This window comes from Algoriphagus confluentis, assembly GCF_036245625.1.
Lineage (GTDB): Bacteria > Bacteroidota > Bacteroidia > Cytophagales > Cyclobacteriaceae > Algoriphagus > Algoriphagus confluentis.
Genome location: NZ_BTPD01000018.1, coordinates 68070 through 79309 on the forward strand (window position 1 = coordinate 68070; position 11240 = coordinate 79309).

Consider the following 11240-nt stretch of genomic DNA (forward strand, 5'->3'; position numbering starts at 1 on the left):
AAATCATTCAACCGCCTTCACATTTACCTCAATATTCCCTCGAGTCGCTTTAGAATAGGGGCATACCTGATGTGCTGCTTCTACCAGTTGCTGGGCATGTTCCAGAGAGTCGGCATGAGGAATTTTCACTTCGATATCTACTGCCAAGCCGAAGCTGTTTGGACCATAATTTCCCAAGTGGACTTTGGCTTTGATTTCGGAGTCTCTGAGGCTGGTTTTACCCGCTACAGCTCCTAAAGCACCTCCAAAGCAAGAGGCGTAGGCAGCTGCAAAAAATTGTTCGGGATTGGTTTTTTCTCCGTCTCCTCCGATCTCTTTGGGCATAGACACATCAAAATCCAATTTTCCGTCGTCTGTGCGTACATGTCCTTTGCGGCCTCCTGTATTGATGGCTACAGCAGTGTAATCAATGTTCAATTTTTCCATTTTACTTTTTTGAGGGTTTGAGTTTTTCCAAAAAGACTTCCAGCTGAGGAATCAACTTTTCTGTCGGTTTTCCCAAGCTTGAGCTCATCTCCTCTTCCAACAAGACAAGGGCCGCCAAAGTTTTGCTCTGAAGTGATTTTCCCGGATAAGTGAGATGAATACTGACCGTCCGCTCATCCTCTTCTCCCCGCTTGCGCTTGAGCAAGTTTTGGGCTTCCAGTTTTTTCAAAAGCGGGGTCAACGTGCCCGAATCCAGACTAAGCTTGGTTCCCAATTCATGCACTTTTAGCCCATCTTCTTCCCAAAGGATCGATAAAACCAAAAATTGTAAATAAGTCAAACCAAGTTCATTCAGCGTCACTTGAACCTGCTGAATCATCAATCGGGAACTGGTGTAAAGTAGCTGAGAAAGGTAGAGGAATGGAAATTCAGAATTGTTCATAACGAAAAACAGGATTGAATACAATCTACTTGTTTTCAATCCTGATTCCAATAATTTTTCTGACGAATCAATCCGATTTCCGAAATCCGAAATCAATAGTATCTTCCAATCATCGGATGGTCCACAATCGCCCGCTTCAGTTCCAAAGGATCAATGGTGCCCGGGACCCGATAGGCTACATTCCCTCCGGGTTCGATCAACAAAGTGATGGGAAGACTTCCGTTCCAATCTTTTCCTACGACATGGATGACCTCGTATTTGTCCTCTGTATCCATCAGGTAGTTGGGAAGAGCGGAATATTTGGATTTGAGGAATTTCAATGCTTTTTCTTCCTGATCCGGTGAGTCCATACTCACAGATACAAACTGAAAGTCCCTAGCTCCATACATCCTTTGTATGGTGACAAATTCGGGATATTCGATGATGCAAGGCCCACACCAAGTCGCCCAAAAATTGACCAGCAATAATCGGTCAGTTTCATTTTTTAAAAGTTGAGCAAGGCCATCCGGGCTAAGTTTTTCCAAAGTCACTTCTCGTTTTTGCCACTCTTCATTCGTCTTGATGGTATATTCATTTTTCCAGGCCCATTTGATCGAGCATCCGAAAGCAGGTGTTTTTGCAGCTTCTTCAGGAATAGGTTCCCCCGCCAAGGTCTTATCAATGGCCAATCTCAAATCTTCTGCATTCCCTGTCCCGGGTTTTTCTTTGGCATCCATCCTCCCGGAATAGGTCAACTTCCTATTCTTGTCAAAAACAAAGACATGTGGGGTGGCTGTTGGGCCATAAGCAGTGGAAAACTCATGCGTATCTCCGTCATAGAGGTAAGGAAAATTATATCCCTTGGCCTCTGCGCGGATTTTCATTTCCTCGAAATAATCACTCAAATCCGTGTAGCCCAATTCCTCTGGCAGGATGGCGATCGGGCTGTTAGGGGAAATAGCTACGAAGGCCACCGACTTTTCTCCATAGTCATTGACCAACTGAATAAACCGGTCTTCGTAGGCCTGAGCTGTAGGACAGTGATTGCAGGTAAAATTGATCACCAAGACTTCCTTGTCTGAGTAATCTTCCAGTTGGTGGAATTTTCCATCCGTGTCGGGAAGACGGAAGGGTGGAGCCTCATCACCAAGTTGCAAAACTGCTATGGGTTTTTCTGCGACAAGGACGGGGTTAGCGGTAAATTTTGCCTCAATTTTTTCCTCTGAGCCGGGGTTATCCACATTGGGTTTGGTGCAAAAAGTCAACAAAACCAAGGTGGATAAGTACAGTATGGCAATTGGTAATCTATTTTTTGTGAGTTTCATAGGGCTTGGGTTGAAAGGTTGGGATTAGCTGAGAGTGTACCCGTTTTGATACACGTAGTGCAACTTGGAATTGGCTTCCCAGTCGTCGTGGAAAACTTGCTGTACAGGATCCCATTTCAGACTTCTTCCCAGGTCTTGGGTGATATTTCCAATAGTGCAACTGGTACAGGTGCTATGACCTACTTCTACGGGGACTATCGGGTCTTTCCTTTTGCGGATGCAATCGATAAAATCCACATGGTGGGCTCCAAAGCTGAAGTTTTCCGGCTCTTTCCCAATTTGTAATTCCGAAAGGGAGGAATCGTAATTTCCCCGAGACACCTTGATCCAACCTTTTTCTCCCAAAAACTTAACTCCCTGTCTGCCTTCATCAAATTTGGTAATCAACATTTCTACTCCATTGGCAAACTTGTAAGTCAAAGGGGAGTCTCCTGTAGCGGGGATGATTTCCACAGGTCCATTTCGGTCCATGCCCAGTCCCCATTGAGCCACATCGATCATATGGGCTCCCCAGTCCGTCATCAAGCCTCCCCCGGTTTCCTTGTACCATCTCCAGCCTGCCCAAGCTTTTTCATTCTGCTCCGGATTCAATGAAATCCCTGGATTGAGTTCCTCATTGAAAGCCAAACTTGGAATAGGTCCCAGCCATTTTTGCCAATTTAGTCCCTGAGGAATGGCCTGGGCAGGATGATCGTAGGATTTTGGGAATGGATTTTCTCCCACATGTACCAATACTTGGGAGATTTTTCCGAGCTTCTCTCGCTGGACATGCATTGCGGCCGTTTGGAAATTGACCGCAGCTCTCTGCATCGAGCCGACTGCAAGGACTATTCCGTTTTGTCGCACCGCTTTGACGAGCTCTTGGCCTTCCTTGACCGTGAAAGTAAGGGGCTTTTCCAGGTAAATATCCTTTTTGGACTTGCAGGAATCAATGGCCATTAAGGCATGCCAATGATCAGGGGAGGCAATGACCACAGCATCTACTTCTGGGTTTTGGAGCAGTTCCCGGTAGTCTTCATAGAGTTGGGGATTGCTGGAAGCTTGGCCAGCCTCGACCAGATTCTTTTTGACCCTCAAGGCAAATCGCTCTCTTTTGACTGCGTAAACATCTGCTCCGGCTACTACTTCTACTCCGGGTATGCGCATGAAATTATTCAATAAACCCATGGATTGTCTTCCCAGGCCGATGAATCCAAGCCTGACTCGTTCATGAGCTGTCTGAATCAGAGGGTGAGAGTTAGCAAAAGCCATTCCTGGGACCAAACTTGCACCAGCAGTAGTCAGGAGGCTTGTGCCAAGGAATTTTCTTCTGGAAAATTTAGAATTTTTCATGATGAGCTATTTTGGATTGTTTTTTCAGATCTGAGGGAAATAAATTACTGTATTTATATGGTTAAGGAAAATTACCTTTCTCTATTTTGATAAGCGTCCTGTACTTGGAGTTAAGTGGAAAATGGAGGAGGCTTTATAGGGGGGAACCAAACACTTTCCGTTTCTTTTTGCTTTCTTGTCCAAGATAATTTCTGATAAAATGACCATCCAACAGCTCGAATATCTGATTGCCGTAGATAAGTTTAGACACTTTGGTCAGGCGGCCGAATCCTGCTTCGTTACCCAACCGACCCTTAGTGCTCAGCTGAGCAAGTTGGAGAAAGAGCTGGAAGTCATTCTTTTTGACCGAAGTAAAATGCCGGTCATTCCTACCGAAATAGGAGTACAAATCATTGCTCAAGCGAAGCGGGTCGTTTCTGAAAGTAAGGGGATTTACGAACTGGTAGCTCAGCTCAAGGGAGATATTTCCGGCACGATCAAACTTGGGATTATTCCTACCTTGGCACCATACCTATTGCATCTTTTTATTCGGAAGTTTTTGGAAAAATATCCCAATGTAAAGCTGGAAGTGCAGGAAATGGTCACCGAGGAGGTGATTCGACACCTTAAAAATGATGAATTGGATCTCGGAATCGTAGTGACTCCCTTGGATGAGCCCGGGATTTTGGAAAAGCCGATGTTTTACGAAAAATTCTATGCCTATTTTTCGAAAAATCACCCTCTACTGAAAAAGAATACGGTTCGACCGGAAGAGTTAAAGTCAAACGAACTCTGGATTCTGCAGCAAGGCCATTGCTTCCGGGATCAGGTGGTCAGTTTTTGTGATCAGTCCATGGCCGGACACTCTAATTTCCACTATGAAAGCGGTTCATTGGAAGGACTTAGGAATATGGTCAATCGCTATCAGGGAGTGACTCTCTTGCCCGAATTGGCTACATTGGAGTTAAGTGAAGAGGAAAAAAGCCGACTTCGGTCCTTCGAAGGGCAGGCACCTATCCGGGAGGTGAGTATTATCCTCAACCGTAGTTTCTTGAAGCAAAAACTGGTGGAACTTCTGTTCCGGGAAATTACCGAAGCCATTCCTTTCGCCATGACGTCCAAGGCCCATGGGAAGGTAGTGAGGTTTAAATAGTTGGGTGGTTACCATTTTGGGTTTGAGGATCTTTCCCCGCCTTATTGGATTGGTAGATTCGACACCGCTCCCTAGGTGGCGGCGATTGGATTAGCTCCAAAATCTAGTGTTAGCCCGGTATATCCAGTTGGTTGACCTTACAGATGACGATGCGGGTAATTTCAGCAAGTTATTACTGTTTAGAAAGAATGTAGCGTTCGGCCAAATCTCCTTCGATTCGGTTCCCATCTTGATCCAAATGCCAGATCCGGTTTTCTCCGACCTTGTATTTTCCGGGAGCATTGCCGATGAGACCTGTAAGCTGAACCATTGATCCTGTAGGATCCCATTCGAAAGTACCGGTGAAAATCTCCTCGCGGGCATCATTCAGTCCCAGATAATTTGTCTTGAGCTCAAACGTTCCGTCGGCATTGAGAGTAACCCAGGTTTCTATTCCTTCACAGCTTGCACAGGGTAAAACTCCAAAGTAGGTGCCAGGCCAATCCAATGAGGTTTGGGAATTGTCTCCTACTGGAAGCGATGAATTTCCTGCATCTTGGGTTGATTCTTCATCGTTGGAAGAATTATCACTGCTGCTTCTAGTGCAGGAGTAGATCAAAGTCAGCAGCAAAAGGGGAAGATAAAAAACAGATTTTTTCATAACCATTCAATTAATGTTTAAAACTCATACCTAGGGACTAGACTCCAAACTGGGTCAGGTGATGATCCAGGTGCTTGTAAAATAGATTGTTCCATTCCTGAGAGGTCATGGGACCAAAGGAAAGGGATTCTTTACCTTCAAAATGATCTGCTCCAAGAGAAAGCGTATGCTCCAGATATTTGATGAGTCGGCTTTTCTCTTCTTCAAAATTTTTTCGGTCCGAAATAATAAATGCAGGTGCTGTTCTTGAATTTTTTGGATAAGGAACTTCATTGACCACTCCCTTTTTGACGAAGGATTTCAGCAGAAAGCGCATGAGGGGATTTGGCTTGGGGTGCTTGTTGGTAAAAGCCATTTCATAAGCCACCGAGCAATGGGCAAGCATCTGGTCCACCGACATTTTTCCCCAGAGTGGGGGAGATTCGGGTTTGAGCTGGTTGATTCGTGAAATCAGTTCCTGTGTGACTTTGGGATCGAATAGGTTTTTCATAGCTGTGGAATTCTTTGATGAAATCTAGGAAAAAAACAGAAAAAAAATCAGATAAAGTAGTTTATTATGTAAACCTATTTATATTTGTTCCGTTATAGAATCTAAAATCTCAAGTTATGGAAAAGCAATTAAGCAGTTCGGAATCTTTGGCTCTGATCACGGAGATGATCCAAAAGGCCAAAAAGGAAGCTGCCGGAGACGGAAGTTTTCAACTTTTGCTCTGGGGATGGGTGATTGCCCTGTGCAATTTTGGGCATTATGGTCTAGCCAAATCAGGTTTTGAGATGCCCTATGTGGTATGGCTGGGAGTAATTCCTGCTCTGATCTGGAGTTTTGTCCATGAGTTTAGGGAGCAAAAAAAATCCCGGGTGAAGACGCATTTGGATGATTTCTTGGGCCAGCTTTGGATCTCTGTTTTTGTGGGGATGGTAATTATTCTAGCCTTCATGCCCATCTTGGAGTTTAGGCACAACCCCATCATTTTGGTGCTGGCCGCTGTGGGTGTTTTTGTGACAGGGGCTATTATTAAAGACAATTCGGTGAAATTTGGAGGGGTGGTTTTGTTCCTGGGTTCGATTGTCGGATTTTTGCAACCCATCGATGAGCAATATCTCGTAGCCGGAATCTCCATGGTGCTGGGCTATCTGGTCCCTGGATATTTATTGAAAAACAAATTCAAAAGCCGTGTTTAAGCCACTTGATCCCCTTCTCCATTCCCAGCTGAGACTGGCAATCATGTCCCTTTTACTTGGGTTAGAGGAGGCGGAATTTACATTTCTCAAAGAGAAAACGGAATCCACAGCCGGCAATCTCAGTGTGCAGCTCGACAAACTCGAAAAGGCAGGATACATTACCATCCAAAAATCTTTTCGGGACAAGAGACCTCTCACTACTTGCCAAATCACACCCAAGGGGATCCAAGCTTTTGAAGAATATGTGGAAAATCTGAAAAACTATTTACCCTAAAAAATTTTCAAAATCAAGTTTATAATATAAACCAATTTATATCATGAAAACGAACTCTAGAATCTTCGCACTCCTTATGATGATCACCTTGATGGCTATGGGTTTTCCTCAAGACCTCAAACGACTCAGCTATCAGGCTTACCTCACCCAGGACAAAAATTCCTGGAAGCAGAATGTAGCGCTCGCCACTCAGGCCCATCAGACTCAGCCCAATGAAAGGACTTCTTTTGACTTGGCCCTGATGGAATATGGTCTGCTCAATGCCACCATGGTCGATCAGGATGAGCGCCTATTTGATTCCTACGTGGACGGCCTGGAAAAAAGACTGAAAGCCCTGAGTTCATCCAAAACTTATGGAGCAGATGCTAAGGCGCTTCTTTCTTCCCTTTATGGGTACAAAATTGCATACAGTCCGATGAAAGGAATGTTTCTGGGACCAAAAAGCTCAGGCTTGCTGGAGGAAGCCTTTGCCCAAGCTCCCAATTCTCCGATCGTACTGAAAATGATGGCAGGGAATAAATATTTCACTCCGGAAACCTGGGGTGGGGACAAAGACGAAGCACTTGCTCTTTTCCAAAAGTCAAATCAGGCTTTCGAAAAATCCGGAAACGAGCAGGATTGGATGTATTTGGACAATATGGCTTGGATGGGAATGATCTATCAGGAAAAAGGAAATGAGGCCAAAGCCAAAGAAGTCTGGACTCAGGCCGTGAAACTAGAGCCCAACTTTCATTGGGTAGCCAAAGGTCTTCTGGCCGATTTGAATTGAATTAGAGGTTTTACCATCGAAAAAGCAGCGGTCAGTGGCCGCTGCTTTTTTCTTTTTAGTCTAAAATTATCCGTTCACTTTTTGGATACTTGACTTCATATTGGAAAGAAACTTTCTGCTGTGCTCCCGGAGCCAAGCTTATTTCCCAAGTAATTACTCCCGTTTGTGGATCGAGTTTTCCTCCGCTGAGTTCCCCAGGGGTCACTGTAATGTTGGAATTGACCGATACAGGAATCTGATCCTTCACCAGGAGAGTGACGGGTTGGGATTTATTGTTTTTCAGGATGATCTCATAGCCCCGGCTTTCGGTGATATTGGATCCGATGGTTCTTTTTTTGGAGAATTGATCCACTTTTTCCCGCTGCATTACGATCGAGCGATCCCGTCCCATGGAGATTTGAAGCGTATCCTGAAGTGCAGCAGCATTGAGAATAGACCGACCGACAAAACCCTCCTCAAAGTACAGATTGCTTTCTCCCTCGAGCAGGCTGTATTGACTCCAATCGGTGATTTCCGCTAAGAGGAAGGCATCTTTGTCCAGTTTGGGGATAGCGGTGTAGCGATAATTTGCCGGTATTTCGTAGGTTTTCAGATCTACCAAAGTCCGCTCTCCGTTGGTTTTGATCGAATAGGGTTCGGCTACTTCGATTTCGACGGTAGTTTGGTTTTCGACAAAATTAGTCATCAAAGGAGCAGATTCTCTATCCCTGGTATTACTTCCTGTAACTGCCACTCCAGCTACTCTTCCTTGAAGGCTTCTTTTTGATTCAGAACTAAACCCTGATACTACTACTTCCTCTAACATTTGAACATCCTCTTGCAGACTTACACTGACAGTAGACCGACCTTGGATAGCTATCTCTTGTGTTGAAAACCCCACAAATGAAAATACAAGGTTTTGGGCTGTAGGAGGGATAGTGATCGAATATCTTCCATTGAGATCTGTAGCTGTCCCGATGGTGGTTCCTTTGACCAAGACAGTGGCTCCGGGGATGGGCTCTCCATTGGAATCCAGCACCACTCCGCTGACCTGCCCCGGTACAGGTGGCAAGGCAAATTTATTCACTTTGGTAAAGCGGGCATAGTTCAGTTCCCACTTTTCGAGGAAGGGAGCCTGTCCGCTTTGGTTAGGATTGGCATTGGAAAATCGAAGCTTGACATTTTTCCAGTCCACCCCGGTATTTTGGTACACTTCCGCTTTGTAGTTGATCATGAGGGGGGCTTGGATGGTCTTGACCCGCACATCGTACTTCGGGTACCATCCTGCATTGGCAACCAAGTAGTTGATTTGGAAATTGCCCGAGCCAGCCGCAGGAGCCTTCACGCGAATGCGGATTTCTGCAGTGGATTTGTTTTGGCTTTCGCGCATGGACTTCACCTGATTCCGGAGCCGTTCCAGTTCCCGGTCGTTTTCTGCGATCTTGGACTTTACCTGAAGTTCCTCATTGGTGATTTTGGTGAGTTCGGCATCATAAAACTCCAAAGCTGCCTTCAATTCACTCATGGTCGGTCCGCTTTGACTTCCTCCCAAGTCTTTGTTTGCAGAAAGCAGCCCTGCTTTGTTGGAAAGGATTTGGAGGCGGTTTTGTGCCAAAGTTTGAGCCTTCTCAATACTTTCGATCTGATTTTCAAGTTCTTTGACTTTTTCTCCGACCTCTTTTTCAGTCAGAAAATCCAGGCGTTTGTTGACGGCCTGAATGGTGAAATTTCCCTGAGCTTTGACCTGAATGCTTTTTTCATCCAGGTAGGAAGACAGACCCTTGAGCACAATGATGGATTCACCTGAGGAAATCTGACCCGAAGCTTGTTCAAATACCTGTGCTCCTGAAAGGAATAAAGTTACTTCTTGAATTTGGCTCGTTAGGGTGGTTTCTTTCAGTTCTTGAGCCAAAGAGGAGAGAGTCAAGAGGAATAAAAAGGCGGCAAAAATGGATCGCTTCATAATAAGTCTGTTTAGTTTAAAAAGAACGAAATATTTCATCAAAAGGCAACAGTGGAAAAGTTAAAAATTGGAATTCTGGATAATACTGTCCCTGATTTCGCAGTAGAATGTTAGTTTTGCCGGATCAAAAAAATCCCTATTCATGACTCTTTTTCAAAGTATCATCATAGCCATCGTCGAAGGTCTCACCGAATTTTTACCCGTTTCCTCTACAGGCCATATGATTTTGGCCTCTACGCTTATGGGTATCCACGAAGATGAATTCGTCAAAACCTTTGAGGTGTTTATTCAATTGGGAGCTATTTTGGCGATTGCGCTGATGTATATCAAGCGGTTTTTCAGGGGCCTTACCATTTATTTCAAGCTGTTTGCCGCTTTTCTTCCCACAGCGGTAGTTGGACTTTTGGCGTATGATTTTATCAAGGGCTACTTGTTCAATCCGATTGTGGTGTCGGTTTCTTTGATTTTGGGTGGCGTGATTTTGATTTTTATTGACAAAAAAGTGGTGAATCAGGAATCCACCCTTGCAGATGTAGAAGACATTTCCTACAAAAACGCCTTTTTCATCGGCCTCTGCCAGTGTCTCTCCATGGTACCGGGTACTTCCCGCGCAGCTGCCACGATCATCGGTGGGGTGTTCAATGGCCTGGACAAAAAGCAGGCGACCGAGTTTTCTTTTCTTTTGGCGGTACCTACCATGATGGCCGCAGGCGGGTATGATTTGATCAAATCCGACTTGGCCTTCACTTCCGAACAGCTAACTATGCTTGCGATTGGTTTTGGAGTCGCCTTTATTTCGGCTTGGTTTGCGGTGAAATTGTTTTTGAAATACGTATCCAATCATGGCTTTACCGCTTTCGGCTGGTATCGGATTGTGTTGGGGATTGTATTTTTGATCCTGATGTGGGGAGCGGATTTGGGGTGAGTTTTTTTGCTCACAGATTACACGGATTTTCACAGATGACATTACCTGTGTTCATCTGAGACATCTGTGAGAAAAAAGAAAAGCGTTTTTTAGAAAAGCCTACAGAGAAACTGTTTTTGAAATACACTTCCAATTATGTTTTTACCGCTTTCGGCTGGTATCGGATTGTGTTGGGGATTGTATTTTTGATCCTGATGTGGGGAGCGGATTTGGGGTGAGTTTTTTTGCTCACAGATTACACGGATTTTCACAGATGACATTACCTGTGTTTATCTGAGACATCTGTGAGAAAAAAGAAAAGCGTTTTTTAGAAAAGCCTACAGAGAAACTGTTTTTGAAATACACTTCCAATTATGTTTTTACCGCTTTCGGCTGGTATCAGATTGTGTTGGTGATTGTGTTTTTGATCTTGATGTGGGGAGCGGATTTGGGGTGAGTTTTTTGCTCACAGATTACACGGATTTTCACTGATGACATTATCTGTGTTCATCTGAGGCATCTGTGAGAAATAGAAATAGACTGTTTTTCCTCTAGCCGTTTTTTAGAAAAGCTCACAGAGAAACTGTTTTTGAAATACGTATCCAATCATGGATTTACCGCTTTCGGCTGGTATCGGATTGTGTTGGGGATTGTGTTTTTGATCCTGATGTGGGGAGCGGATTTGGGGTGAGTTTTTTGCTCACAGATTACACGGATTTTCACAGATGACATTACCTGTGTTCATTTGAGGCATCTGTGAGAAATAGAAATAGACTGTTTTACCTCTAGCTGTTTTTTAGAGAAGGTCACAGAGAAACTGTTTTTGAAATACGTATCCAATCATGGCTTTACCGCTTTCGGCTGGTATCGGATTGTGTTGGGGATTGTGTTTT

At 44.5% G+C, this 11240-nt stretch carries 12 protein-coding genes; 5 read left to right on the top strand and 7 right to left on the bottom strand.

Going from position 1 to position 11240, the window contains the following annotated elements; all coding sequences use genetic code 11:
• Positions 1 to 3: 3 nt before the first annotated feature.
• The 4 genes from AAA943_RS20225 to AAA943_RS20240 form a co-directional block, all read right to left on the bottom strand.
• Entirely contained in the window at positions 4 to 426 is a 423-nt protein-coding gene (locus AAA943_RS20225) for an organic hydroperoxide resistance protein (protein WP_338226192.1), read from the bottom strand.
• Between the two features lies 1 nt (position 427).
• Positions 428 to 868, bottom strand: coding sequence for a MarR family winged helix-turn-helix transcriptional regulator (locus AAA943_RS20230; protein ID WP_338226193.1), 441 nt, complete (start codon positions 866 to 868; stop codon positions 428 to 430).
• Between the two features lie 92 nt (positions 869 to 960).
• Positions 961 to 2172, bottom strand: coding sequence for a redoxin domain-containing protein (locus tag AAA943_RS20235; protein WP_338226194.1), 1212 nt, complete (start codon positions 2170 to 2172; stop codon positions 961 to 963).
• Positions 2173 to 2196: 24 nt separating this feature from the next.
• Positions 2197 to 3504, bottom strand: a complete 1308-nt coding sequence (locus AAA943_RS20240) for a Gfo/Idh/MocA family protein (RefSeq protein ID WP_338226195.1) — start codon at positions 3502 to 3504, stop codon at positions 2197 to 2199.
• Between the two features lie 199 nt (positions 3505 to 3703).
• On the opposite strand from AAA943_RS20240, the gene AAA943_RS20245 reads away from it, so the two are divergent.
• Positions 3704 to 4636 carry a hydrogen peroxide-inducible genes activator gene (locus AAA943_RS20245; RefSeq protein ID WP_338226196.1) on the top strand — a complete coding sequence of 311 codons (933 nt, stop codon included), beginning with the start codon at positions 3704 to 3706 and terminating at the stop codon, positions 4634 to 4636.
• A 172-nt stretch (positions 4637 to 4808) separates the two neighbouring features.
• Here AAA943_RS20245 and AAA943_RS20250 read toward each other — a convergent pair whose 3' ends face one another.
• Together AAA943_RS20250 and AAA943_RS20255 are read right to left on the bottom strand one after the other, a co-directional pair.
• Positions 4809 to 5276 carry a copper resistance protein NlpE gene (locus AAA943_RS20250; protein WP_338226197.1) on the bottom strand — a complete coding sequence of 156 codons (468 nt, stop codon included), beginning with the start codon at positions 5274 to 5276 and terminating at the stop codon, positions 4809 to 4811.
• Positions 5277 to 5313: 37 nt separating this feature from the next.
• Positions 5314 to 5766, bottom strand: coding sequence for a hypothetical protein (locus tag AAA943_RS20255; RefSeq protein ID WP_338226198.1), 453 nt, complete (start codon positions 5764 to 5766; stop codon positions 5314 to 5316).
• Positions 5767 to 5882: 116 nt separating this feature from the next.
• On the opposite strand from AAA943_RS20255, the gene AAA943_RS20260 reads away from it, so the two are divergent.
• The 3 genes from AAA943_RS20260 to AAA943_RS20270 are packed head-to-tail and all read left to right on the top strand — an operon-like array spanning position 5883 to position 7501.
• Entirely contained in the window at positions 5883 to 6458 is a 576-nt protein-coding gene (locus tag AAA943_RS20260) for a hypothetical protein (RefSeq protein ID WP_338226199.1), read from the top strand.
• Positions 6451 to 6732 carry a winged helix-turn-helix domain-containing protein gene (locus tag AAA943_RS20265; RefSeq protein WP_338220114.1) on the top strand — a complete coding sequence of 94 codons (282 nt, stop codon included), beginning with the start codon at positions 6451 to 6453 and terminating at the stop codon, positions 6730 to 6732. Before AAA943_RS20260 ends, AAA943_RS20265 begins: the two co-directional genes overlap by 8 nt.
• 43 nt (positions 6733 to 6775) lie before the next feature.
• Entirely contained in the window at positions 6776 to 7501 is a 726-nt protein-coding gene (locus AAA943_RS20270) for a tol-pal system YbgF family protein (RefSeq protein ID WP_338226200.1), read from the top strand.
• 55 nt (positions 7502 to 7556) lie between these two features.
• Here AAA943_RS20270 and AAA943_RS20275 read toward each other — a convergent pair whose 3' ends face one another.
• Positions 7557 to 9443, bottom strand: coding sequence for a mucoidy inhibitor MuiA family protein (locus AAA943_RS20275; RefSeq protein WP_338226201.1), 1887 nt, complete (start codon positions 9441 to 9443; stop codon positions 7557 to 7559).
• 142 nt (positions 9444 to 9585) lie between these two features.
• On the opposite strand from AAA943_RS20275, the gene AAA943_RS20280 reads away from it, so the two are divergent.
• Complete coding sequence (locus AAA943_RS20280) at positions 9586 to 10368, top strand: undecaprenyl-diphosphate phosphatase (RefSeq protein ID WP_338226202.1); 783 nt, start codon at positions 9586 to 9588, stop codon at positions 10366 to 10368.
• Positions 10369 to 11240: the final 872 nt, after the last annotated feature.

Excerpts from the sequence above, each read along its gene's own strand:
- AAA943_RS20245 (WP_338226196.1), top strand. The coding sequence starts at position 3,704 with ATGACCATCCAACAGCTCGAATATCTGATTGCCGTAGATAAGTTTAGA.
- AAA943_RS20270 (WP_338226200.1), top strand. The coding sequence starts at position 6,776 with ATGAAAACGAACTCTAGAATCTTCGCACTCCTTATGATGATCACCTTG.
- AAA943_RS20240 (WP_338226195.1), bottom strand. The coding sequence starts at position 3,504 with ATGAAAAATTCTAAATTTTCCAGAAGAAAATTCCTTGGCACAAGCCTC.
- AAA943_RS20235 (WP_338226194.1), bottom strand. The coding sequence starts at position 2,172 with ATGAAACTCACAAAAAATAGATTACCAATTGCCATACTGTACTTATCC.
- AAA943_RS20260 (WP_338226199.1), top strand. The coding sequence starts at position 5,883 with ATGGAAAAGCAATTAAGCAGTTCGGAATCTTTGGCTCTGATCACGGAG.
- AAA943_RS20280 (WP_338226202.1), top strand. The coding sequence starts at position 9,586 with ATGACTCTTTTTCAAAGTATCATCATAGCCATCGTCGAAGGTCTCACC.
- AAA943_RS20230 (WP_338226193.1), bottom strand. The coding sequence starts at position 868 with ATGAACAATTCTGAATTTCCATTCCTCTACCTTTCTCAGCTACTTTAC.
- AAA943_RS20225 (WP_338226192.1), bottom strand. The coding sequence starts at position 426 with ATGGAAAAATTGAACATTGATTACACTGCTGTAGCCATCAATACAGGA.
- AAA943_RS20250 (WP_338226197.1), bottom strand. The coding sequence starts at position 5,276 with ATGAAAAAATCTGTTTTTTATCTTCCCCTTTTGCTGCTGACTTTGATC.
- AAA943_RS20255 (WP_338226198.1), bottom strand. The coding sequence starts at position 5,766 with ATGAAAAACCTATTCGATCCCAAAGTCACACAGGAACTGATTTCACGA.
- AAA943_RS20275 (WP_338226201.1), bottom strand. The coding sequence starts at position 9,443 with ATGAAGCGATCCATTTTTGCCGCCTTTTTATTCCTCTTGACTCTCTCC.